At 69.3% G+C, this 21,995-nt stretch carries 21 protein-coding genes and 1 tRNA gene; 8 read left to right on the forward strand and 14 right to left on the reverse strand.

All coding sequences use genetic code 11. The features are described from left to right. Positions 1-43: 43 nt before the first annotated feature. The 3 genes from CMO28_RS10180 to CMO28_RS10190 all read right to left on the reverse strand — a co-directional run bounded on the left by CMO28_RS10180 (position 44) and on the right by CMO28_RS10190 (position 3,172). A complete protein-coding gene (locus CMO28_RS10180) occupies positions 44-1,255 on the reverse strand; it encodes an aminotransferase class I/II-fold pyridoxal phosphate-dependent enzyme (RefSeq protein ID WP_296713089.1) in 1,212 nt (403 codons plus the stop codon). 226 nt (positions 1,256-1,481) lie between these two features. After that, entirely contained in the window at positions 1,482-2,807 is a 1,326-nt protein-coding gene (amt, locus tag CMO28_RS10185) for an ammonium transporter (RefSeq protein ID WP_062769614.1), read from the reverse strand. Positions 2,808-2,833: 26 nt separating this feature from the next. Then, positions 2,834-3,172: a P-II family nitrogen regulator gene (locus CMO28_RS10190; RefSeq protein ID WP_014746653.1), complete on the reverse strand. Its 339-nt coding sequence runs from the start codon at positions 3,170-3,172 to the stop codon at positions 2,834-2,836. 353 nt (positions 3,173-3,525) lie between these two features. On the opposite strand from CMO28_RS10190, the gene CMO28_RS10195 reads away from it, so the two are divergent. Together CMO28_RS10195 and CMO28_RS10200 are read left to right on the forward strand one after the other, a co-directional pair. Further along, positions 3,526-4,740 (forward strand): UbiH/UbiF/VisC/COQ6 family ubiquinone biosynthesis hydroxylase, encoded by a 1,215-nt coding sequence (locus CMO28_RS10195; protein ID WP_296713095.1) that lies wholly within the window; start codon positions 3,526-3,528, stop codon positions 4,738-4,740. Positions 4,741-4,920: 180 nt separating this feature from the next. Next, on the forward strand, positions 4,921-5,115 hold the full coding sequence (locus CMO28_RS10200) for a hypothetical protein (RefSeq protein WP_296713096.1): 195 nt from the start codon (positions 4,921-4,923) through the stop codon (positions 5,113-5,115). Between the two features lie 118 nt (positions 5,116-5,233). On the opposite strand, the gene CMO28_RS10205 is transcribed toward CMO28_RS10200, so the two are convergent. The 10 genes from CMO28_RS10205 to CMO28_RS10250 all read right to left on the reverse strand — a co-directional run bounded on the left by CMO28_RS10205 (position 5,234) and on the right by CMO28_RS10250 (position 12,659). Beyond that, positions 5,234-5,599 carry a DUF971 domain-containing protein gene (locus tag CMO28_RS10205; RefSeq protein ID WP_322111326.1) on the reverse strand — a complete coding sequence of 122 codons (366 nt, stop codon included), beginning with the start codon at positions 5,597-5,599 and terminating at the stop codon, positions 5,234-5,236. A gap of 49 nt (positions 5,600-5,648) precedes the next feature. Then, entirely contained in the window at positions 5,649-5,879 is a 231-nt protein-coding gene (locus CMO28_RS10210) for a Trm112 family protein (RefSeq protein ID WP_062769603.1), read from the reverse strand. 20 nt (positions 5,880-5,899) lie between these two features. After that, entirely contained in the window at positions 5,900-6,568 is a 669-nt protein-coding gene (locus CMO28_RS10215; RefSeq protein ID WP_296713100.1) for an LON peptidase substrate-binding domain-containing protein, read from the reverse strand. Positions 6,569-6,683: 115 nt separating this feature from the next. Next, positions 6,684-7,601: a thioredoxin gene (trxA, locus tag CMO28_RS10220; RefSeq protein ID WP_296713102.1), complete on the reverse strand. Its 918-nt coding sequence runs from the start codon at positions 7,599-7,601 to the stop codon at positions 6,684-6,686. A 167-nt stretch (positions 7,602-7,768) separates the two neighbouring features. Next, positions 7,769-8,269 carry a prolyl-tRNA synthetase associated domain-containing protein gene (locus CMO28_RS10225; RefSeq protein ID WP_296713104.1) on the reverse strand — a complete coding sequence of 167 codons (501 nt, stop codon included), beginning with the start codon at positions 8,267-8,269 and terminating at the stop codon, positions 7,769-7,771. 104 nt (positions 8,270-8,373) lie between these two features. Beyond that, on the reverse strand, positions 8,374-9,444 hold the full coding sequence (locus CMO28_RS10230; RefSeq protein ID WP_296713106.1) for a TRAP transporter substrate-binding protein: 1,071 nt from the start codon (positions 9,442-9,444) through the stop codon (positions 8,374-8,376). A gap of 75 nt (positions 9,445-9,519) precedes the next feature. After that, positions 9,520-10,014 (reverse strand): DUF3237 domain-containing protein, encoded by a 495-nt coding sequence (locus tag CMO28_RS10235; RefSeq protein ID WP_014746645.1) that lies wholly within the window; start codon positions 10,012-10,014, stop codon positions 9,520-9,522. Positions 10,015-10,037: 23 nt separating this feature from the next. Next, positions 10,038-11,357, reverse strand: coding sequence for a TRAP transporter large permease (locus tag CMO28_RS10240; RefSeq protein WP_296713109.1), 1,320 nt, complete (start codon positions 11,355-11,357; stop codon positions 10,038-10,040). After that, positions 11,354-11,995 (reverse strand): TRAP transporter small permease, encoded by a 642-nt coding sequence (locus CMO28_RS10245; RefSeq protein ID WP_296713111.1) that lies wholly within the window; start codon positions 11,993-11,995, stop codon positions 11,354-11,356. The genes CMO28_RS10240 and CMO28_RS10245 overlap by 4 nt, the downstream gene beginning before the upstream one ends. A gap of 166 nt (positions 11,996-12,161) precedes the next feature. Beyond that, entirely contained in the window at positions 12,162-12,659 is a 498-nt protein-coding gene (locus CMO28_RS10250; protein WP_014746642.1) for a MarR family winged helix-turn-helix transcriptional regulator, read from the reverse strand. A 233-nt stretch (positions 12,660-12,892) separates the two neighbouring features. Here CMO28_RS10250 and CMO28_RS10255 point away from each other — a divergent pair, with 233 nt between their 5' ends. The 6 genes from CMO28_RS10255 to CMO28_RS10280 all read left to right on the forward strand — a co-directional run bounded on the left by CMO28_RS10255 (position 12,893) and on the right by CMO28_RS10280 (position 21,442). Then, positions 12,893-14,170, forward strand: a complete 1,278-nt coding sequence (locus CMO28_RS10255) for a flavin-dependent oxidoreductase (protein ID WP_296713113.1) — start codon at positions 12,893-12,895, stop codon at positions 14,168-14,170. Positions 14,171-14,265: 95 nt separating this feature from the next. Continuing rightward, positions 14,266-14,340: transfer RNA gene (locus CMO28_RS10260), tRNA-Gly, on the forward strand. 202 nt (positions 14,341-14,542) lie between these two features. Continuing rightward, positions 14,543-15,412, forward strand: coding sequence for a DMT family transporter (locus CMO28_RS10265; protein ID WP_296713114.1), 870 nt, complete (start codon positions 14,543-14,545; stop codon positions 15,410-15,412). Between the two features lie 208 nt (positions 15,413-15,620). Further along, entirely contained in the window at positions 15,621-20,462 is a 4,842-nt protein-coding gene (locus CMO28_RS10270; RefSeq protein ID WP_296713116.1) for an NAD-glutamate dehydrogenase, read from the forward strand. A 72-nt stretch (positions 20,463-20,534) separates the two neighbouring features. Next, positions 20,535-20,963, forward strand: coding sequence for an antitoxin Xre/MbcA/ParS toxin-binding domain-containing protein (locus CMO28_RS10275; protein ID WP_296713117.1), 429 nt, complete (start codon positions 20,535-20,537; stop codon positions 20,961-20,963). Beyond that, positions 20,960-21,442, forward strand: a complete 483-nt coding sequence (locus CMO28_RS10280; protein ID WP_014746637.1) for an RES family NAD+ phosphorylase — start codon at positions 20,960-20,962, stop codon at positions 21,440-21,442. Before CMO28_RS10275 ends, CMO28_RS10280 begins: the two co-directional genes overlap by 4 nt. 5 nt (positions 21,443-21,447) lie before the next feature. On the opposite strand, the gene CMO28_RS10285 is transcribed toward CMO28_RS10280, so the two are convergent. Further along, positions 21,448-21,927: a hypothetical protein gene (locus tag CMO28_RS10285; RefSeq protein ID WP_296713119.1), complete on the reverse strand. Its 480-nt coding sequence runs from the start codon at positions 21,925-21,927 to the stop codon at positions 21,448-21,450. Positions 21,928-21,995 lie beyond the last annotated feature (68 nt).

The following is a 21,995-nucleotide window of genomic DNA, read 5'->3' on the forward strand; positions in this document are numbered from 1 at the left end:
GATGTCCACGAGGGGGCGGGACGGTGGCGGAAGGCGGCGGCGGTCAGCCGGCGAGGGTGCGGGCGATGCGGGTCAACCCCTCCTCGACGACATCCGGGGCGTGGACCAGCGCGATGCGGACATAGCGGGCGCCGGGATTGTCGGGGGCGAAGCCATGGGCCGGATCGCCCTCGCGGGAAAGATAGGCGCCGGGCAGGACCTTGACACCGGCCTCGGCCCACAGCCGGCGCGCGGCTGCCTCGCCATCGCCGACATCGGCCCAGGCGAAGAAGCCGCCGGCCGGCATGGTCCAGCCGAAGGCCGGGCCCAGGATCCGCTCGGCCGCGGCCATCGAGGTCCGATAGCGGGCGCGGTTGATCTCGACATGGGCCTCGTCGGCCCAGAGTGCGGTGGCGGCGGCCATCAGCGGCGGCGACAGGAAGCCGGTCGAATAGGTGCGCATGCGCAGCAGGCCGGCGATCAGCTTCGGATCGCTGGCGATGAAGCCGGCGCGCAAGCCCGGCGCGCCCGAGCGCTTGGACAGCGAATTCATGACCAGCAGATTGTCGAGGCCCAGCCCATGTTTCGCCGCCACTTCCAGCAGGCCCGGGGGCGGGGTCTCGACCCAGATTTCGGAATAGCATTCGTCGGCGATCAGCACCGCGTCATGCGCGCGCGCCAGGCGGATCAGATCCAGCATCGCCGCCTCGCTCAGCACCGTGCCCTGCGGGTTGGCGGGGGAGCAGACGATGGCGGCCGAGGCGCGCCGCCAGAGATCGGGCGAGACCGCCGCCAGATCCGGCTGGAAGCCGGTCTCTGCGGTCGCCGGCACGAAGACCGGCTCGGCCCCCGCCATCACCGCCCCGCCGGCATAGACCTGATAGAAGGGGTTGGGCATCAGCACCACCGGGCGCGCGCCGTCCTTCACCTCGGGTGTCACCGCCTGAAGGGTGGCGAACAGCGCCTCGCGGGTGCCGGCCGCGGCCAGGACCGAGGTCTCGGGGTCGAGAAAGCCGTCGGGCAGGCCGTAGCGGCGGGTGGCCCAGGCGGCGATCGCCCGGCGCAGATCCGGCGCGCCGGCCACGGCCGGATACTTCCCGAAACCCGCCGCATCTGCCGCCACGATCTCGGCAATCAGGGCCGGGGCGCCACCCTGCGGCTCCCCCAGCGACATCATCAGCCGGGTGATCTCCGCCGGCGGCTCGGCGCCGGCGATCAGCGCGTCCAGGCGCCGGAACGGGGAGTCGGTGAGCGCGGCGAGCCGGGGATTGAGCATGGATGACGCCAGAGGATTGAAGTCGTTCCGAAACCGCCGTCCGTCGGTCGTGCCACCCGGGCGTTGGCCGGGGGCGTCCTGGGTGCGGGCCGCGGGGGTGCCGGGGCACCTTACGGCGCCTGACCGCTCTGCCGCAAGAGCGGACGCCCCGGCCTTCACCAGAAGGCCGGGGCGTCGCAGGCAGGACCGGCTGCCGGGGCAGCCGGGTGTGCGATGAGTGGTGGCGTCAGAGGGTCTGCGACCCGCGGCCGAACTCGGGGTAGGCTTCGAGGCCAAGCTCCGCCTTGTCCAGCCCGCCATGTTCGACCTCTTCCGAGACCCGGACACCGACGGTGAACTTGATCAGCAGCCAGGCGACGGCCGAGAACACCGCGGTGAAGGCGCCGATCGCGACGATGCCGACGATCTGGGTGCCGAAGCTGGCATCGGCATTGGTGATCGGCACGGCGATCGTGCCCCAGATGCCGCCGACGAGATGCACCGGGATGGCACCGACCACGTCGTCGATCTTCAGCTTGTCGAGCAGCGGCACCGTCAGGCTGGCGAGGACGCCGCCGACCGCACCGATCAGGATCGCCCCGCCGATGGAGGGGGTGTCGGGGCCGGCGGTGATCGAGACCAGGCCGGCCAGCGCGCCGTTCAGCGCCAGGGTGAGGTCGACCTTCTTGTAGAGGAGCTGCGAGAGGATCATCGCGGCGACGATGCCGCCGGCAGCCGCCATGCTGGTGTTGGCCACGACATTGGCCATGCCGGTGGCATCCGCGCCGGTGCCGAGCGCCAGCATCGAGCCGCCGTTGAAGCCGAACCAGCCGAGCCAGAGGACGAAGGTGCCGAGGGTGGCCAGCGCCAGGTTGGAGCCGGGCATCGGGTTCACCCGGCCGTCACGGCTGTACTTGCCGATGCGCGGGCCGATGATGATGGCGCCGACCAGGGCCGCCCAGCCGCCGACCGCATGCACCAGGGTGGAGCCGGCGAAATCGACGAAGCCCATCTCGGACAGCCAGCCGCCGCCCCAGACCCACGAGCCGGTGATCGGATAGCTGATGGTGGTCAGCAGCACGACGAAGAGCAGGAACGACCAGAGCTTGCTACGTTCCGCGACGGTGCCCGACACGACCGACGCAGCGGTGGCGACGAAGACCATCTGGAAGAACCAGTCCGACGCCGAGGCATAGGTGCCGGCCTCGTAGACGATGGCGTCGCCCGTGGCGTCGCTCTGCGACCAGATGGCCAGGCTGCCGATCCAGCCGCCGTCGACGTTCATGTACATCAGGTTGTAGCCGACGAGGTAGAAGGTGATGCCGGCCACGGCAAAGAGCGAGATGTTCTTGAGCAGGATGGTGGCGACGTTCTTCGTCCGGGCCAGGCCGGATTCGAGCATCGCGAAGCCCGCGGCCATCCACATGACCAGGGCGCCGTTGATGATGAACGAGAAGGTGTTGAGGATATACTGAACCTCGGGATCGACTTCGGCCCGCGCCGGTGCCGCAACGAGGGTGAGAGCGATCGCCGCAAGGGCGGCACGCCGGAAGTTGGTGGCCGTCAGCGCCATCTCTGGTGGGTCTCCTTCCCGTTGGCTCAGAGAGCGTCCTTGTCGGTTTCGCCCGTGCGGATGCGCACCACACGTTCGAGGTCGAACACGAAAATCTTGCCGTCGCCGATCTTGCCGGTCTGGGCATTGGTCTGGATCGCCTCGACCGCTGCCTCCAGCAGGTCGTCGTTGAGGGCGATCTCGATCTTCAGCTTCGGCACGAAATTCACTTCGTACTCCGCGCCGCGATAGATTTCGGTCTGACCCTTCTGCCGCCCATATCCCTTCACCTCGGTGACGGTCAGGCCCTGGATGCCCAGATCGGTCAGCGCCTCGCGAACGGCTTGCAGCTTGAAGGGCTTGATGATCGCAGAGATCAGCTTCATGGCGCCCTGTTCCTTTCCCCCGCAGCCTTGATGTCCTGGCGGCCGGCACCTTGGGCGCCGGCGGTCCGGGCGTGACACTTCAAGACCCGTGCCAATTTCGTGTCATTGGCGGGATTCTGCGCTGCAATGCGCGATGGACGGGCAATCCGGCGGGATCGGAGCCGCCGGGACGCGGGTGCAGCGAATGATATTGTCTATTTTTTGTGCAGATCACCCGATGGTGGGCAATTCCTGGTCACGCCACTGAATTGGCGGGCATGGCTGGACTTTCGGAACCGGCGGGCCGATCTTGCGCGGCAGGGCCGGGCTCACCGGCCCGGCATCACCGAGCAGGCGTGGCGGAGCGGAGGCCGATGGAGATGATGGCGGGCGACCTGGTGATCGTGGGCGGCGGGCTGGTCGGCATGACGCTGGGCGTTGCCGCCGCCGCAGCCGGCCTCGACGTGATCGTCGTCGATCGCGAAGACCCCACGGCGCAGCTCGATCGCGGGTTCGACGGCCGGGCCAGTGCCATCGCCCATGGGTCGAAGCAGGTGCTGGCCGCGATCGGCGTCTGGCCGCTGGTGGCGGAAACCGGCGCGATCGAACATATCCGGGTGACCGACGGGCCCAGCCTGATGCATCTGCATTTCGACCATGCCCAGGTGGGGGAAGAACCGCTGGGCTGGCTGGTCGAGAACCGCCACATGCGGGCTGCCCTGGCGCAGCGTGCCGCGGCACTTGCCGATCGGCTGACCGTGGTGGCCCCCGCAGGCGTGGTCTCGGTCGACCGGCAGGGCGCGCGGGCGACCGTTACCCTGGCGGATGGCCGGGTGCTGCGTGCGCCGCTGGTGGTGGCTGCCGATGGCCGCCGGTCACGGCTGCGCGACGAGGCCGGGATCGCGGTCACCGAATGGGGCTATGGCCAGACCGGCCTGGTCTGCACCGTGGCCCATGAATACCCGCATGAAGGTGTGGCCCATGAACGTTTCCTGACGCCGGGCCCCTTTGCGATCCTGCCGCTGGCCGGCAATCGCTCGTCGATCGTGTGGACCGAACGGCACGAGGATGCCGCCCGCATCCAGGCGCTGGACGATCTGCGATATCTGGAAGAGCTGCGCGCCCGCTTCGGCGATTTTCTGGGGCGGCTCCGGCTGGAAGGACCGCGCTTCGCCTATCCGCTGGCGCTGACCCTGGCGCGGCGCTTCGTCGACCGGCGCCTGGCGCTGGTGGGCGATGCCGCCCATGCCATCCATCCGATCGCGGGGCAGGGCTTCAATCTGGGCATCCGCGACGTGGCGGCCCTGGTCGAGGTGATGGTGCAGGCGCGGCGCCTGGGCGGCGATGTCGGCGCCCCGGATGTGCTTGCGGCATATGAACGCTGGCGCCGCACCGACACCATGGCGCTGGTGGCGGCGACCGACGGGCTGAACCGGCTGTTTTCCAACGATGTGGCGCCGGTCCGCCTGGCGCGCGATCTCGGGCTTGCGGCGGTGAACCGGCTGGGGCCGGTGAAGAAACTGGCCATGCGCCATGCGATGGGCGAACTGGGCCGCCTGCCGGCCCTGGTTCAGGGACGCATGCCCTGAGACGCATCCTGCGGGAGACCGCGTGTCCCGGGCCCCCATGTTCCGGGCCGCATTTTCCGGGCGCCCCCCATGATCGGGGGCTGGCCGTGCTTCGCTACCGCTGGTAATCATCACCCGAACTGACAACATGGCGGACCGGGTGGGTGCATCCTGTCGGGCCGATGTTCAAGGAATGCCCCCATGACCATGGTTCGCCCCCCGCGCAACCACGCCCACGCCGGCTCCGCAGCGCCCCGCATGGCCGCGCCGGCCCCCTATCCTGCCGGCCTCCGCGCCACGGCCGATGCGCCGCGGCGCGGCCGCACCTATCGCGGCCCCGGCACCGGAACGGGAACCGGCAGCCGCAACCCGCGCCGCCGCCGGGTTGCCCGCTGAGACCAGCCGGAACCGCAACGCCGCAGATTTCAGAATTAAGAAAGCTCGGGCCCGATCACCCGAAGCCTGGCCGTCGCGACATGCCCCGTCGCGGCGGCCACTTTTTCGTCGGCTCTGCTCAGTCCCGCTTCTGGCCCGCAGCGGCGAGGGCGTCGAGATAGTTTTTCCAGCGCCGGTCGTGCTCACGCGCGAGTTCCGCGAGATAGCCCCAGCCATAGATGCCGGTGGAATGGCCGTCGTCGAAGACCAGCCGCACGGCGTAGTTGCCCACCGGCTGAACGTCGACGATCGCCACATTGCGCTTGCCGGCCGGCACCTTCTTCTGCCCGGGGCCGTGGCCCTGCACTTCGGCCGAGGGGCTTTCCACGCGCAGATACTCGGCCCCCAGCCGGACATGGTTGCCGTCGTCGAAGGTGACCTCCAGAACCCGTGCCGACCGCTTCAGGCGGATTTCCACCGGCCAGGGGGCGGCCGGTGCCGGCATGTGCCCGTGCTCGTGGCCATGCTCATGCCCGTGGGAACCAGCCATGGGATCAGGCTCCGGCCGCGTCGTCGAGCGAACGGGCTTCGTCGACCAGCATGATCGGGATGCCGTCGCGGATCGGATAGGCGAGCTTCGCCGCATCGCTGATCAGCTCCTGGGCAGCGGCGTCATAGCGCAGCGGCTCGCGGGTCAGCGGGCAGACCAGGATCTCCAGCAGGCGCGGATCGACGCTGGCAGGCGGCACGGGGGTGGTGTCGGAAATGGGGGTGGCGTCGGACATGGGGCACGAAATCCTTGCGGTCAGTGACGCGGCGCGTCGTCGTCGTCCTCTCCGGTATGCAACGCCATCTCCATCATGTCGAGGATCAAGGCGGCGCGTTCCGGCAGGGAGGGGGCCTCGAGCAGGGCCTGCTTCTCTGCCTCCGAGAAGGGGCAGATCATGGCGAGCGAGGTGATCAGCGCCTGGTCCGAGGCCTGATCGATCGCCTGCCAGTCGGCAGACAGCCCCTGCAGGGCGAAATAGCGCTTCAGCCGGTCGGTCAGCAGTGCGCGGTCCAGCCCGGCCGGCGGCGGCTCGCCGCGATCGGCCTCGAACGCGGCAAAATCGGTGCGGACCTGGCGATAGGGCGTGGTGACGGCCAGTTCCTCGGCCACGCGGAAGCGGGCGACGCCGGTCAGCGTGATCAGATAGCGGCCGTCGCCGCTTTCCTGGAAACTGCTGATCCGGCCGGCACAGCCGACACCGTAGATTTCGGGCGCACCCGAGACGAGGCCCATATTGGTGCCGAGCCCGGCGCGGGCCGGCTGGACCATGCCGATCAGCCGGTGGCTGCCCAGCGCGTCGTCGATCATCGCCAGATAGCGCGGCTCGAAGATGTTCAGCGGCAGCCGCCCCCCGGGCAGCAGGATGACACCGCCGAGCGGGAAGACCGGCAGCACCGGCGGCAGGACGTCGTGGGCACGGATCATGGCAGGTTCGGGCTCTGCTCGGTCGGCCGGCGGGTTGCGGGCGCAGGATCCGGAAGGCGGGGGCGCGCCGGTCGCCCACCGCCCCGTCCGGGATCCGGCGGATCGTGTCGGCGGATCAGGCGAAGAGGATCGAGGTCAGCTTGCGGCGGCCGCTCTGGGCCACCGGATCCTTGGGGCCCAGCGCATCGAAGATCTCGAACAGCTGGGTGCGGGCGGCATTCTCGTTCCACTCCCGGTCGCGGCGGACGATCTCCAGCAGCTGGTCGATCGCGGCCCTGGCATCGCCTGCGGCATAGAGCGCCATGGCGAGTTCCATGCGGGTGGCGTGGTCGGCCGGATCGGCGGCGAGCCTGGCTTCCAGCGCCGCGGTCTCGCCGGCACCGGCCGCCTTCTCGGCCAGATCGATGGCGGTGCGGGCGCGGACCAGATGGGGATCCTTCGCCATCTCTTCCGGCGCGTGGGCCAGCACCTCGCGCGCCTTCTCCAGGTCACCCATCTTCACATAGACCTGGGAGAGCCCGGCCAGCGCTTCGGTGCGCGACGGATCCGCCTGCAGAACCTGGGTGTAAAGACCGCCGGCCATGCGCACATCGCCGGCTTCCAGCAGCTCGGCCGCCTGGGCCAGCGCCTCGTCGATCATCCGGGTTTCGTCGTCGCCGCCGGCGCGGAGCAGGTTGTCGACGAACTGGCGGATCTGGCTTTCGGGCAGGGCGCCCATGAACCCGTCGACCGGCCGGCCGCCCACGAAGGCATAGACCGCCGGAATCGACTGGATGCGCATCTGCTGCGCCAGTTCCGGGTTCTCGTCGATGTTCATCTTGCCCAGCCGCACCTTGCCCTTGGCGGCCAGGACCACCTTTTCGAGCACGGGGGTCAGCTGCTTGCAGGGGCCGCACCAGGGCGCCCAGAAATCGACGATGACCGGCGTCTCACGCGAGGTCTCGATGACGTCGGCCATGAAATGCGCGGTGTCGGTGTCCTTGATCACATCCGCCGGGGCGGTGCCCCCGGCGCCGCCGATGATGGTCTGCATGGCAACGGTCCCGTTCTTTTTTCGAAGCGCGATGGCGAAACTCTGCCGCGCCCGGAAGGCCGGCCGCGGCCTCCCGCTTGTAGCATGAAAGATGGCACGGCGCGCGTCTCCAGCAAGGGGCGCCCCTGCCGGATTACGCCTCAGACGCGATCCGCATGCCCCATCGCTCAGGCCGGGGTGTCCAGATCGACGATCCGCACGTCATGCCCGAAGCTCGCGACGAAGCGCTTCAGCCCCTCGCCCGTCACCACGGTCGAGGCATCGTTGAACAGGGGATGGGCGTTGATCCGCTCCGCCTCGGCCACAAGCCGGTCGAGCGCGAAGACCACCCGGCGATCGGGATCGTTGATCAGCGCGAAAGGCGTGACGGAACCCGGGGTGACGCCCAGCACCTCCATCAGCAGATCGGGCTTGCCGAACGAGAAGCGCCCGGCGCCGAGCAGCGTCTGCAGATGTTTCAGATCCACCCGCCGGTCGGCGGCGACGGTGGCCAGCCAGAGATCGCCGCGCTTGTCCTTCAGGAACAGGTTCTTGACGTGCAGCCCCGGCACATGGCCGGTCTCGGCCTCCGCCTCTTCGACGGTGAAAACCGGCGCATGGTCATAGGTCTCGTGCGCGATGCCAAGGGCATCGAGACGGGCGAAGAGGTCGGCGCGGGGGGCGGGCATGACGGATCCGGTGGTCTTTGAACGACATCAGGCGGGGCGAAGACGCGGATCATCGCCGCTTCCCCGCCCCGCCTGCAAGTCCGGATCCCGCGACCGGGACCCCGTCAGGGCCGGGCTGCGTACTTCGCCACCAGCGCCTTGGCTTCCTCGATGAGGGCAGGGCCGTCGATGCCGCGGGCGGTCATCCGCTCGGCCCAGGCCTTTTCGACCTCGGCACCGACGGCGCGGAAGCGGTCGGTTTCCTCGGGCGTCAGCGCGATGATCCGGTTGGTCGTGGACTTTTCGATCGAGGCCACCACCGGCGCATCGGCCTGATCCATCACGCGGCCGATCGCGCGGGCCTCGGCGATGCCGGCATTGTCGTCGATGACCTTCTTCAGGTCGGCGGGCAGGCCGTCATATTTGGCCTGGTTCATCGCCACCAGCATCATGGTGGTGTAGAGCGCGTTCTCGCCCGCGAACACCATGTGGCGGTGGACCAGTTCCTGCAGGCGCAGCGCGTCCAGCCCTTCCATGGGCAGAACCGTGCCGTCGATCACGCCGCGCGACAGCGCCTCGGCCGTCTGGGGCACGGGCATGCCGACCGGCTCGGCGCCCAGCGCCTCGATGAAGGAATTGATCAGCCGCGACGGCCCGCGCAGCTTCAGCCCCTTCATGTCTTCGGGCGTGCGGACCTCGCGATCGCGGGTGTGGATCAGCCCGGGGCTGTGGGTGTGGGCTGCGATCACCTTCACGCCTTCGAAGCGGCTGGTGAGGTGCTTCATGGCGAATTCATGGGCGGCCTGGCTGGTGATCTCGGCCGAGCGTGGCAGGAAGGGCAGGTCGAAGACCTCGGCCTCGGGGAAGCGGTCGGGGGTGTAGCCGACCACCGTCCAGATGATGTCGGCTTGGCCGGTGCGCGCCTGATCGAACAGCGAGGGCGGGGTGCCGCCCAGCTGCATGGCCGGGTAGATCTTGACCTCGATCCGCCCGCCGGACTGGCTCTCCACCCGCTGCTTCCAGTCGGTGAAATACTTCGAATGGACCGCCGAGGTGGGCGGGAAGAAGTGGTGCAGGCGCAGCGTCACCTCGGCTGCGGCCGCCTGGCCGGCCATGCCTGCGGCCACCACCAGGCCCGCCACGCCCGCCGCCATCCGTGTGGCCAGCCGCCGCCAGCCGGTTGCGATATCCGTCATCGGTTTCTCCTCCCTGATCTGCCTGATGTGGGCTGGCTGCCGCTTCTGGGCGGGCGGCATGCCGGGTTGATGCGGTCAGCCGACCGCGAAGACCTCGATCTCGACCCGCGCCGCCAGCCGGCGGCCGCGGGCCACGAACAGGGTCCGGTTCATCCAGCCGAGGGCCGGATGGCCGGTGGTGAAGCGTGGGGTGGTCCGGAAGTAATAGAGCGAGGGGTCGACATCCTCGCCCGCCGCCACCCGGGCCAGCACCTCGGCGGGGCCGTGGCGCATGCCGGGATTGCGGATATCGACCAGCGCATCCACGGCCGCGCCGTCGACCTCGGTCAGGGCGAGGGTGTAGCGGGCCTCGATCTCGGCCAGCCCGTCGGGCCGCACGGTCTGCCAGTCGGCCCCGCCCGGCAGCACCCGCCCGGCCAGCCGGGCGCCCGAGACCCGCCCGCCCAGGATCGGGATGATCCGGCGCTGGCCGTCGGCCAGTGCGCCCAGTTCCTGCGGGGTGCCGATCTCGGCCTCGATCAGGGCGACCGGGGACAGGACGGGCGGGGTGGCGGGAAAGCCGGTGGTCATGGGCGGCGGACCTTTCCTGAAGATCAGTAGAGCAGGCGCATCAGGCCAAGCGTGATGCCCGGAAAGGCCACCAGCGCCAGGATGCGCAGCACGTCGGAGACGAGGAACGGGATCACGCCTGCGAAGGTGTCACGCATCGGCGTGCCGCCCGACATGGCGTTGATCACGAAGACATTGAGCCCGACCGGCGGCGTGATCATGCCGACCTCCACCACCACCAGGGCTAGAATGCCGAACCAGATGGCGGCTTCTGCGGGCGGCAGGCCGAAATCCAGCGCCATGATCAGCGGGTAGAAGATCGGCACGGTCAGCAGGATCATCGACAGGCTGTCCATGATGCAGCCGAGCGCCAGATAGAGCGCCAGGATCGCCGCCAGCACCACGATCGGCGGCACGTCGAGCCCGCCGATCGTCTCGGCCGCCTGCATCGGAAGGCCGGTGAGCGCCAGGAAGCCGTTGAAGGCGGCGGCCCCCAGCACGATCATGAAGATCATCGCGGTGCCCGAAGCGGTCTCCATCACCACCTCGGTGAAGGCACCGCGGCGGAGCCCGCCACGGACCAGCGCGAACAGCCCGGTGGCCGCGGCCCCCACCGCCGCCCCTTCGGTGGGCGTGAAGACGCCGGCATAGATGCCGCCGATCACCGTCACGAAGATCACGAAGACCGGCCAGGTGCGGGCGAGGCCGCGGAGACGTTCCGACCAGCTGATCCGGGGAACGGCCGGGGCGGCGTCGGGGTTCAGCATCACCTGCACCCGGATCGCCGCCATATAGCCGAGAGCGGCGAGCACGCCCGGCACCAGGGCCGCAATGAACATCCGGTCGATGTTCTGCCCGGTCAGCACCGCATAGATCACCAGCACCACCGAGGGCGGGATAAGGATGCCGAGCGTACCGCCGGCCGCCAGAACGCCGGTCGCCAGCCCGTCGTGATAGCCGTGGCGGCGCATTTCGGGCAGGGCGACCCGGGTCATGGTCGCGGCGGTGGCGAGAGACGAGCCGCAGATCGAGCCGAAGGCGGCGCAGGCGCCGATCGCGGCCATGGCGAGGCCGCCGCGGCGATGGCCCAGCCAGTCGCGGGCGGCATCGAACAGCAGCTGCGAGAGGCCGGCGCGGCCTGCAAAGGCGCCCATCAGCAGGAAGAGCGGCACGATCGAGAGGGCGTGGTTGGAGAACTGCTCCACCGGCAGGGTGGTGAGCCCGGCCATGATGCCCATGGGGCCTGCAACCGCCATGCTGCCCAGAATGCCGGCCACCAGCATGGCGAGCCCCACCGGCACGCGCAGCGCCATGGCGACGAGCAGGCCGGCAATGCCGAGAAGGCCGATGGTGGTATCGCTCATCGCCGGCTCTCCCCGCGGGCCGTTCCGGCCTCTGCGGCGGCAGCCTCGGCCTCGGTCGGCGGCACCGCGCCGCGCAGCGTGGCGGCAAGCGTGGTCAGGCAGGCGAGGGCGGTCAGGGCCATGAAGGCCACCCCCGGCACATAGACCCACCATTGCGGCAGGCCCAGGATCATGGTGGTTTCGCCATAGGTCAGGCGCTCTTCGAGGCCGATGGTCAGTCGCCAGGCGAGCAGGGCGGCGGTGGCCGCGAACAGAAGATCGGCGATCACGCCCAGCACCCGGCGCAGAGCCGGGCCGGCGCGCATGGTGAAGAGATCGACCGTGACATGGGCGCGGGCGAGCTGGGCCTGGGGCAGGAAGCAGAAGACCGCGATGGCGGTGCCCGTCTCGACCAGTTCGAAATCGCCCGGCACGGGCCCGAGTTCCAGCCCGCCGATGCTGGTGCCGGCAAACCAGCGGCCGATGATGCTGATCACCGACATCGCGGCGATCGCGACCAGCATCAGCCCGCCGGCCATGGCGACCAGACGGCACAGGACCCCGACGGGGCCGAAACCGGTGCGGAAGGGGCCGCCGGACCGCGACGCCTTCTCACCGCGGCCCTGCACGCTGTGCGGGGCCGGGTCTGCCCTCGACATGGGGCGCCTCTCCTCCCTGGGCGGCGGGATCTTGTCGCCCCGCTCGTCTCCGGCATCCCTGTCTGCGGATGCCGCCTGATGTTGTCTCAAGCCGCGCGAGCAGCTCGCGTACTCAAAATCTCGCGAGCAGTTCGCGTATTCAGAACCTCGCGAGCAGATCGCGTATTCAGAACCTCGCGAGCAGATCGCGGAGCGTGACCTTCTCCGCCTCGCTCAGCCGCGCCGAGACCCGGTCGTCATGGGCGCGGATCCGCCGGATCAGCTCGTCGAGCACCTCCTCGCCATGCGGGGTGAGGGCCAGCTGGTTGACCCGCCGGTCGCCGGGGGTGGGGCGGCGTTCGACATAGCCGGCGCGTTCCAGCCGGTCGACCAGGGCCATGGTGCCCGATCGGGCAATGCCCACCACCCGGCCGAGCCGGCTCTGGCTGAGGCCGGGATTGTTCCGGATCAGCACCATCGACGAGAACATCGGCGGCGTGATGTCCAGATCCGCGACGGTGGCGAAGAAATCCTCGTAGATGGCGATCTGGGCCCGGCGCAGCGCATACCCCATCAGCTCGCGCAGCACCCCGAACTCAACGTCCTCCGGCCATTGCTCGAAAGCGTCACCGCGGCCGGCCGGCCGCGGCAGGACGCTGGAGGTCGTCCGCCGTCCGCGTGTCATTCCCGTCTCCCGATGATCCGGCCCCGGGCTGGCCTTGCGCTGATCCGGGGCGGTGCATCGGCCACCATAAACCGGTTTTCTGCCGGTTTCCTCAGATTAGTTCGTAGAGCGGATGATCGTCAATTCGGATTGTAATGACATCGTACATTCTACGGATATATCCTGTCCCGAAACACGCGATGCACCCGGCCCCGAGCCGGTGCCCAGGGTGCGGGATGGGAGGAGAGGATCCGATGAAGGTCATCATTGCAGGCGCCGGCATCGGCGGGCTGACGGCCGCGCTCAGCCTGCATGCCGCGGGGATCGAGACCGTGGTCTATGAAGCGGTGCCCGAGATCCGGCCGCTGGGGGTGGGGATCAACCTGCTGCCCCATGCGGTGCGCGAGCTGACCGAGCTGGGCCTGGCCGACGAGCTTGCCCGCACCGGCGTCGCCACCTCGACGCTGATCTATACCAACAAGCTGGGGCAGGAGATCTGGCGCGAGGCGCGCGGCCGCGAAGCCGGGTATAACTGGCCCCAGTACTCGATCCATCGCGGTCGCCTGCAGATGCTGCTGTTCGAGGCGGCGCGGGCCCGGCTGGGCGCCGACCGGGTGCTGACCGATCATGCCGCCGCGCGCGTCTCCACCCAGGCCGACGGCCGGGCGCGGATCGATCTGGTCTCGCGCACCTCCGGCGCCTCGCTCGGGCACGACGCCGCGGATCTGATCATCGCCGCCGACGGCATCCATTCTGCGGTGCGGGCGCAGTTCCATCCGGACGAGGGCCTGCCCAAATGGAACGGCCGCATCCTCTGGCGCGGCGTCAGCGAGGCCCTGCCCTATCTGGACGGCCGCAGCATGGTGATGGCCGGGCATCAGGATCAGAAATTCGTCTGCTATCCGATCGATCCCGACATCGCGGCGCGCGGGGCTTCGCTGATCAACTGGATCGCCGAACTGAACCTGCCCGAGCGCAAGCTGGAGCGCGAAGACTGGAACCGGCCCGGCGTGCTGGAGGAATTCCTGCCGGCCTTCGAAGGCTGGAATTTCGGCTGGCTGGACGTGCCGGCGATCATTCGGGCCGCGATCCGGGTGTTCGAATTCCCCATGGTCGATCGTGATCCGCTGGAGGCCTGGACCCATGGCCGGGTGACGCTGATGGGCGATGCCGCCCACCCCATGTATCCGATCGGATCCAACGGCGCGTCGCAGGCGATCCTGGATGCCCGCACCCTGGTCTGGCGGCTGGCGACCATGGGCGATGTCGATGCGGCGCTTGCCGCCTACGAGGCGGAGCGACGGCCCGCCACCGCCCGCATCGTGCTCGCCAACCGGGCCAACGGGCCCGAGAAGGTGATGCAGCTGGTCGAAGAGCGGGCGCCCGACGGGTTCAGAGCGATCGAAAAGGTGCTGCCGGCGGCGGAACTCAACGGAATCATCGGCGATTACAAGCACATCGCCGGCTTCGATCGCGACGCCCTCAACGCGCGGCCGTCGCTGCATCCGGTGCCCCTCGACGCCCCGGTCTGAAAATCGTCGTCAAACTGAAAAAAACCTCTTGCGCCAGCCGCCGCCGTGAATATTATCCCGCACACAGACGGCAGCGACGCTGCCTGACGGAGCGGGCGGGAGTAGCTCAGGGGTAGAGCACAACCTTGCCAAGGTTGGGGTCGAGGGTTCGAATCCCTTCTCCCGCTCCAGAGATTGCGGAAACGCAGATGAAACGGGCTGATCGGTGACGATCAGCCCGTTTTCTTTTGTCCCGTATCTGGCGGCTCTTGGGGTGTGAGCGGATAATCATCGCGAAGACTGCCGGCGAACGCGTCTCGTGGAAGCCCTGGTACGCTGCGCGCGCTTCGGGATAGAATTTGCGGATCGTATTCCCGCAAGGGTTCCGGGCCCATGGGCGTTACCGCGCTTCTGTTCATCTCCACCGCCCTGCTCTGGGGTGGCGGGGCGCTTGCCACCGCCTTCCAGGCGGGGCCCGTACCGGCCGTAGTGTCGGTGGGCTGGCGCATGGTCGCGGCGGGGCTGCTGATGATGGGCTGGGCGCATATCCGTGGCGTCCGGCTCAGGCTGACGGCGGCGGACTGGCGATGGACTGTGTTGCAGGGCGTCGCCTTTTACGGTCTGGCCTTCGTCGCCTTCTACAGTGCCGTCCGCCTGATCCCCAGCGGCCCGGCGGCGCTGGTGCTCTCCACCTCGTCGGTCTTCGCCGGCTTGATCGGCCGGGCGCTGCTGGGCACCTCGCTGACCCGCCGTCATCTGGCCGGGCTGGCGCTCGGGATCGGTGGCGTCGCCCTGGTCTTCGCCCCCGATCTCGCCCGGCTGGGCGAGGGGCCGCGGGCGCTGGAAGGGCTGGCCTGGGCAGCGGTTTCGGCGGTCGCGGTGGCGCTGGGCACGGTGATCGGCGCACGCCATCAGGCGCGAGGGCTGGCACCCGAGGCGGCCATCGCCTGGGGCGGGCTGATCGGCGGCATCACCGCCCTCACGGTCGCTTTGCTTCAGGGGGCACCCTTCGCCTTCGACTGGTCGTGGCGCTATGGGCTGAGCCTCGCCTATCTGGCCCTGCCGGCCTCGTGCCTCAACTTCCTGATCTATTTCGATCTGGTGCGGCGTGTCGGCCCCGGGCGGGCCGCCTATGCCATGACCCTGGTACCGGTGGTGGCCCTGGCGCTCTCCTGGGGGTTTGAAGGGTTGCTGCTCACACCGGCCATGCTGGCGGGGGCGGGGGTGATCCTGTGCGGCAATCTGCTGGTGCTCCGGCGCTGAGCGGGACGCCTTGTCCACTCTCGTGGAAAATTCACGGCCTTGCTGCTGATCCGTCACGGGTCGGCGCTTGCGTCGAACGGCGTTCGATACCACCCTTAACCGGGCCGTCGACGTCCCATGACGGGATGTCGTTCCAGCAAGAGCCCGAAGGGGAGGAAACATGCCGGAGGCAAGTCAGGCTGGTGTCCAAGACACCGGAGCCGTGCCGATGGACGCGATCGCAGCGCTGATCGAGGCGCGCTTCGCACCCGAAGACGCCCGAGAGGCGATGGAGTTCGTGAAGGCCTATTACGCTGCGGGGCTCGACGAGCTGCCGGCGGGCGGGCCACGGCGCCTGGCGGGCGCCGCACTCGGCCATCTGGCCTTCGCCCGCAGGCGGGCGGCGGGCGAGACCCTGGTCGACGTTTTCAATCCCGACATCGACCGCCATGGCTGGCAGAGCCGCAACAGCGTGGTGATGGTCACCACCGACGACCGGCCCTTCCTGGTCGACAGCACGGTGGCGGCGCTGAACCAGATGGGGCTGGCCCTGCATGGCCTGATCCATCCGATCCTGACCGTCCGCCGGGATGCCGATGGCCGCTATCTGGGCCTGGGCGGTGCCGGTGACGAAGCGGCAGGGCCGGGCGGTCGGGCGGTACCTGAGAGCTTCATGCTGATCGAGGTCACCCGCCGCCCCGATGCGGCGGCGCTGGATCAAGTCAGGCGCCGGCTGATCGAGGTGCTGGACGATGTGGCGGCGGCCGTCACCGGCTGGCAGGCGATGCGCGACGAGATCGACCGCGCCATCGCCGATGTCGAGAGCCTGCCCGATGCGGTTCTGTCCGAGGATCTGCGCAGCGAGCATGCCGCCTTCCTGCGCTGGATCCGCGACGACAATTTCACCTTCCTGGGTTTCCAGGACTGCCGCTTCTCGGAAGCCGATGGCCAGGGGCAGCGCCGGGTGGAGGTGCTGCGCACCCTGGGCGTGATGGAAGGGACCGGCGGCGATGACGGTCGCGAACGGCCCCGCGGCCTTGCCGGCTTCACGCTCCATGGCGACGAGAGCTTCGGCGACGAGCCGGTGACGATCACCAAGTCGCGTTTCCGTGCGACGGTGCATCGCGCGGTGCCGATGGACTATATCGGCGTCAAGATCTACGGCCCCGATGGCCGGGTAGAGGGCGAGCGCCTGTTTCTGGGCCTGTTCACCTCTGCCGCCTATCACAGCAACCCCCGCGCCATTCCGCTGATCCGCCGCAAGGTGCGCGGCATCATAGAGCGGGCAGGTTTCGCGCCCGGCAGCCACGACGCCAAGTCGCTGCTCAACGTGCTGGAGACCTATCCGCGCGACGAACTGCTCCAGATCGGCACCGACGATCTCTATGAGACCGCGATCGGCATTCTGAAGCTGCAGCTGCGGCAGCGGCTGCGGCTGTTCCTGCGCCGCGACGTCTTCGGCCGGTTCTGGAGCGCGCTGGTCTATGTGCCGCGCGACGCCTTCGACAGCCGGTTGCGGCGGCGTGTGCTCGCGGAACTGGAAGCGGCGACCCATGGCACGCTCGCCGAGGAAACCGCCGATCTGGCCGAGGTGCAGCTGTCCGAGGCGCCGCTGGTGCGGCTGCGTTTCGTGCTGATGGTCGACCCCGAGGCCGAGCCGGCCCAGGTCGATGCGGCGGCGCTGGAAGCCCGGCTGGCCCGCATGGTGCGTGGCTGGGCCGACGAGCTGCGCGAGGCGCTGATCGATGCGGTTGGTGAGGAGCGCGGCCTCCCCCTCTGGCGCGGCACCGGCCGCGGCCTGCCGGCGCTGTATGCCGAACGTTTCGGTCCCGAACAGGCGGTGGCCGATCTGCTGCGGCTCGAGGCGCTGGCCGGCGATCCGCAGGCGATCTCGATTGCCTTCTACACCCCCGTCGGCGGTGGCGCCTCGGTGGCGCTGCGCCTGAAGCTCGGCCGTCCCGGCGGGCCGATCGCGCTGTCGGACGTGCTGCCGATGATCGAGAATCTGGGCTTCCGGGTGATCGACGAGCAGCCCTATGCGATCGAGGACGCGGAAGCCGGCGGCATCCGGGCCTGGCTGCACGATTTCGGCCTGGTCGACCAGCAGGGCGGCGCGGTCGATCCGGCGCGGCTGGGGCCCTTGCTGGAAGACACGCTCGCCCGCGTCTGGCGGGGCGAGGTCGAAAACGACCGGTTCAATGCCCTGGTGCTGCGCGCCGGCGTCACCGCCGACGAGGTGGTGATCCTGCGGGCGCTCTATCGCTATATGCGCCAGATCGGCCTGCCCTTTGCCCAGAACACGGTGGAGCAGACGCTCGCCCGCCATGGTGATCTTGCCCGGCTGATCGTGCAGCTCTTCCATGCCAGGCTCGATCCTGCCCGCCACGAGACGGCGGAGGCCTCCGCCGCGGCCGAGGCGGAGGCTGACCGGCTGGTCGAGGCCTTCGCCCAGGGGCTGGATGCCGTTACCAATGTGGACGAGGACCGGATTCTCAGCCGGTACCGCGACGTGGTGCTGGCGGTGCTGCGGACCAATGCCTATCTGCGCGAGGCGGATGGCGGCCGCAGGCCGGTGCTGGCGATCAAGCTGGACGGGCAGAGCCTGCCCGACCTGCCGCCGCCCCGGCCGTTCCGCGAGATCTTCGTCTATTCGCCCCGGGTGGAGGCGGTGCATCTGCGCGGCGGCCGTGTCGCCCGTGGCGGCATCCGCTGGTCCGACCGGCTGGAGGATTTCCGCACCGAGATCCTGGGCCTGATGAAGGCGCAGATGGTCAAGAATGCGGTGATCGTGCCGACCGGCGCCAAGGGCGGCTTCATCGTCAAGCGTCCGCCCGCGACCCGGCCCGAGCTGCAGGCCGAGGTGGTCGGCTGCTACCGCGCCTTCGTCGGCGGCATGCTGGACATCACCGACGATCTGAAGGCAGGTGAGCCGGTGCCGCCCCGGGGGGTGCACCGGCGGGATGGCGACGATCCGTATCTGGTGGTCGCGGCCGACAAGGGCACGGCGACTTTCTCGGACATCGCCAACGGCATTGCCGAGGAACGCGGCTTCTGGTTGGGCGACGCCTTCGCCTCGGGCGGATCCGCCGGCTATGACCACAAGAAGATGGCGATCACCGCGCGCGGTGCCTGGGTTTCGGTCCGGCGGCATTTCCGCGAGGCCGGCATCGACGTGCAGCGGGACCCGGTGACCGTGATGGGCGTCGGCGACATGGGCGGCGACGTCTTCGGCAACGGGCTGTTGCGCTCGGATTCGGTGAAGCTGGTCGGCGCCTTCAACCATCTGCACATCTTCCTGGACCCCAACCCCGATCCGGGGCGGAGTTTCGCCGAACGGGCCCGGCTCTTCGCCGCCCAGCGCTCGGGCTGGACCGATTACGACCCGGCGGTGCTGTCGCCCGGCGGGCGGATCTATGACCGCGCGGCCAAGCCCGTCGAGACCACGCCCGAGATCCGGGCCCTGCTCGGCATAGCCGAAACCCGTATCACGCCGTCGGCCCTGATCCGGGCGATGCTGAAGGCCGAGGTCGACCTGCTCTGGTTCGGCGGCATCGGCACTTTCGTGCGCGCCTCGCAGGAGCGTGACGCCGATGCCGGCGACCGCAGCAATGATGCGCTGCGCATCACCGCTGCAGAGCTGCGGGCCAGGGTGGTGGGCGAGGGCGCCAATCTGGGCTTCACCCAGGCGGCGCGGATCGAGTTCGCGCTGAATGGCGGGCGGATCAACACCGATGCCATCGACAATTCCGGCGGCGTCGACTGTTCCGACCACGAGGTCAACATCAAGATCCTGCTCGGCCGCGTGCTCGAAGCCGGCGACATGACCCGCAAGCAGCGGGATCTGCTGCTGGCCGGGATGACCGAAGAAGTGGCGGCCCTGGTTCTTGCCAATAACGAGCTGCAGAACCAGGCCTTGTCGGTGGAAAGCCGCGAGGCCGGGCGCCGGCTGGACCGTCATGTCCGGCTGCTGCACGGGCTGGAGCGGGCCGGGCGGCTCGACCGGGCGCTCGAACGCCTGCCGGACGAGGCCGAACTCGCCCGGCGCGCGCGCGAGGGGCTGGGGCTGACCCGTCCCGAACTGGCGGTGCTGCTCGCCTATGCCAAGATCGAGCTGACCCATCAGGTGGCGGAAGATCCGCTGCTGGATGATCCGGCGCTGGCCGGTGATCTGGCGGCCTATTTCCCGCAGCCGATCCGGGCGCGCTTCCCCGAGCATATCGCGGCCCATCCGCTTCGGCCCGAGATCCTGGCGACCCATCTGGTCAACGAGATGGTCAATCGCGGCGGACCCTGCCTCGCCCGCGAACTGGCCGACGAGACCGGCCAGGGGCCGGCCGAGATCCTGCGGGCCTATGTCGTCGCCCGCGACGTCCTGGGCCTGCCGGCGCTCTGGTCGGCGCTGGATGCAGCCGAGGCGACGATGCCGGCCGACCGGCGGCTCGATGCGCTCGACCGGGTGTCGCGGCGCCTGACCCAGGCCATGCGCTGGCTGCTGGTGCGCGGTGGCCGGGCGGCCACGGTGGGCGAGGTGATCGGTCGCTTCCAGCCGACGGCGGCGGCCCTTCAGGCCGTGCTGCCCCAGGTGCTGCCGACCGAGGTGGCCGAGGCCATCGGCGCCGATGCCGCAAGGCTGACCTCGGGCGGGCTTGAAGAGGGGGCGGCGGTCTGCCTGTCGCAGCTGGGCTCGCTGGTCTCGGTCTTCGATCTCACCGCCCTGTCCGAGAACCTGGACCTGCCGGTGGAGAAGGTGGCGCCGGTCTATTATGCCGTCGACCCCCGGCTTCACCTGCATGCCCTGCGCCACGCCGCCCGCACCATCGTGGTCGATGACCCCTGGGAACGGCTGGCGGTCAGCAGCGTCATCGACGACCTCTACGGCGTCCAGCGCCGGGCCACCCAGTCGATCTTCACCCGCGATGCGGCGGGCGATGTCGATGTCTGGGCCGAGGCGGAAGCGGCGGCCCTGGGCCGCGCGGCCGCGGCGGTCGACGAAGTGCTGTCGGCACCCGACGTGACGCTGGCGATGCTGATCGTCGCGGCCCGCCGGCTGACAGCGCTGGCCGGCGGCTGACCGGTACGTGGCCGCACTTGATATCCTTCTCATGCGAGACCATCTTGAGTCTCGTATGAGAAGGATCATCCCATGACCAGCATGACCGAGGTTGCAGAGGTTCTGGGGCTGCCGACGACGCCCGCCGTCGGCTCCGGCTTCGCCCTGATCGCCCGGATCGAGGAGGGGCTGCCGCTCGACACGCTCGAGCGCGTGGTGCGGTTGGTCGCGCCCGATGACGCCCGGTTCAAATACCGTCTGGTGCCGAAGGCGACGTATGAGCGTCGCAAGGCGTCGAAGGTGCTGTCGCCAGAGCAGGGCACCAGGGTTGCACGGCTGGCCAAGGTGTGGAGCGCGGCCGTCGACGTCTGGCGGGACGAGGCGGCGGCGCGCGACTTCCTGTTTCGCCCGCATCCGATGCTGGAAGACGAACTCCCGGTGGATGTGGTGCTGCGCAGCGAGTTCGGCGCCGAACTGGTGATCGACATTCTGGGGCGGCTCAAATACGGCAGTGCTGCGTGACGGCGCAGATCCTTGACCGAACGCTCCGTGCCTGGCGGATCGGGGATCCGGATGGAACCTGGCCGATCTTCGACGCCACCGGATCGACCATCGCTCCCGGGCGATGGAATACCCGCGGCAGCCCGGTGATCTATGCCTCGGAGCACTATTCCACAGCCCTGCTTGAAAAGCTGGTCCATGGCAGCGGCAGGCTGCCGCCGAACCAGCATTTCATCGAGATCACCATTCCCGCCGGCACCAGCTACGAGATGTTCGCGCCCGAGGCCTGGCCCGGCTGGGATGCCATGCCACCCGTCATCAGCCGTCGCTTTGGCGAAGCCTGGAGCCGCGAACGGCGGAGTGCGGTGCTGATCGTGCCCAGTGTGGTCGCGCGGCTCGACCACAACATCCTGATCAATCCCGCCCATCCGCAGTTCCGGACGATCACGGCCGGCCTGCACCATCCGGTTTTCTGGGATCACAGGCTGTTCGGCGCCTGAGCCGGTCAGTCCGCCGGCGCCTCGGGCTGGTCGGGCGCGTCGGGCTTGTCCGGGCAGGCAAAACCCTCGGGCATCTCGCGGCCGGTGCCGTTCCCGTACCAGAACACCTGACCGGCATCCTGATGGCAGATCTCGGCCGCCGAGGCGTCGGGGGCCAGGATGACCACCCAGTTGTTGGCGCCGCAATTGTGGGTCTCGCAGCCCCAGGAATGGATCCGGTCCTTCAGCCGATAGACGGGTGTGCGCGGGCCATCGGGATCGAGCGCCCGGCCGACGACATCGGTGCCGGCCGGAGCCGCCGCGCGGATCGCCGCCCGCACCGTCTTCAGGGTAAGGAGCGGCGGCAGATGGCGGCCGCCGGCCGTCGTCACCTCTTCCCAGGGATAGGCGCCGACATAAAGGTCGAGATCGACCGGTGTCGCGGCGAGGGCGCCTGTCGATCCGATGCCCAGCAGGGCGATGAGGGTGATCTGCCGGCCAGGCATGGATTGTCTCCCCGTCTTGTTCCCTGAAGACGAACGGCCCCGGTCCTGAAGGACCGGGGCCGTCGATC

It is taken from the genome of Tistrella sp. (assembly GCF_002684955.1).
Classification (GTDB): Bacteria; Pseudomonadota; Alphaproteobacteria; order Tistrellales; family Tistrellaceae; genus Tistrella; species Tistrella mobilis.

Excerpts from the sequence above, each read along its gene's own strand:
- CMO28_RS10210 (WP_062769603.1), bottom strand. The coding sequence starts at position 5,879 with ATGTCCGACGCCACCCCCATTTCCGACACCACCCCCGTGCCGCCTGCC.
- CMO28_RS10190 (WP_014746653.1), bottom strand. The coding sequence starts at position 3,172 with ATGAAGCTGATCTCTGCGATCATCAAGCCCTTCAAGCTGCAAGCCGTT.
- CMO28_RS10180 (WP_296713089.1), bottom strand. The coding sequence starts at position 1,255 with ATGCTCAATCCCCGGCTCGCCGCGCTCACCGACTCCCCGTTCCGGCGC.
- CMO28_RS10285 (WP_296713119.1), bottom strand. The coding sequence starts at position 21,927 with ATGCCTGGCCGGCAGATCACCCTCATCGCCCTGCTGGGCATCGGATCG.
- CMO28_RS10225 (WP_296713104.1), bottom strand. The coding sequence starts at position 8,269 with ATGCCCGCCCCCCGCGCCGACCTCTTCGCCCGTCTCGATGCCCTTGGC.
- CMO28_RS10270 (WP_296713116.1), top strand. The coding sequence starts at position 15,621 with ATGGACGCGATCGCAGCGCTGATCGAGGCGCGCTTCGCACCCGAAGAC.
- CMO28_RS10240 (WP_296713109.1), bottom strand. The coding sequence starts at position 11,357 with ATGAGCGATACCACCATCGGCCTTCTCGGCATTGCCGGCCTGCTCGTC.
- CMO28_RS10205 (WP_322111326.1), bottom strand. The coding sequence starts at position 5,599 with ATGCCGGCACCGGCCGCCCCCTGGCCGGTGGAAATCCGCCTGAAGCGG.
- trxA (WP_296713102.1), bottom strand. The coding sequence starts at position 7,601 with ATGCAGACCATCATCGGCGGCGCCGGGGGCACCGCCCCGGCGGATGTG.
- CMO28_RS10195 (WP_296713095.1), top strand. The coding sequence starts at position 3,526 with ATGGAGATGATGGCGGGCGACCTGGTGATCGTGGGCGGCGGGCTGGTC.
- CMO28_RS10215 (WP_296713100.1), bottom strand. The coding sequence starts at position 6,568 with ATGATCCGTGCCCACGACGTCCTGCCGCCGGTGCTGCCGGTCTTCCCG.
- CMO28_RS10230 (WP_296713106.1), bottom strand. The coding sequence starts at position 9,444 with ATGACGGATATCGCAACCGGCTGGCGGCGGCTGGCCACACGGATGGCG.
- CMO28_RS10255 (WP_296713113.1), top strand. The coding sequence starts at position 12,893 with ATGAAGGTCATCATTGCAGGCGCCGGCATCGGCGGGCTGACGGCCGCG.
- CMO28_RS10200 (WP_296713096.1), top strand. The coding sequence starts at position 4,921 with ATGACCATGGTTCGCCCCCCGCGCAACCACGCCCACGCCGGCTCCGCA.
- CMO28_RS10275 (WP_296713117.1), top strand. The coding sequence starts at position 20,535 with ATGACCAGCATGACCGAGGTTGCAGAGGTTCTGGGGCTGCCGACGACG.
- CMO28_RS10250 (WP_014746642.1), bottom strand. The coding sequence starts at position 12,659 with ATGACACGCGGACGGCGGACGACCTCCAGCGTCCTGCCGCGGCCGGCC.
- amt (WP_062769614.1), bottom strand. The coding sequence starts at position 2,807 with ATGGCGCTGACGGCCACCAACTTCCGGCGTGCCGCCCTTGCGGCGATC.
- CMO28_RS10265 (WP_296713114.1), top strand. The coding sequence starts at position 14,543 with ATGGGCGTTACCGCGCTTCTGTTCATCTCCACCGCCCTGCTCTGGGGT.
- CMO28_RS10245 (WP_296713111.1), bottom strand. The coding sequence starts at position 11,995 with ATGTCGAGGGCAGACCCGGCCCCGCACAGCGTGCAGGGCCGCGGTGAG.
- CMO28_RS10235 (WP_014746645.1), bottom strand. The coding sequence starts at position 10,014 with ATGACCACCGGCTTTCCCGCCACCCCGCCCGTCCTGTCCCCGGTCGCC.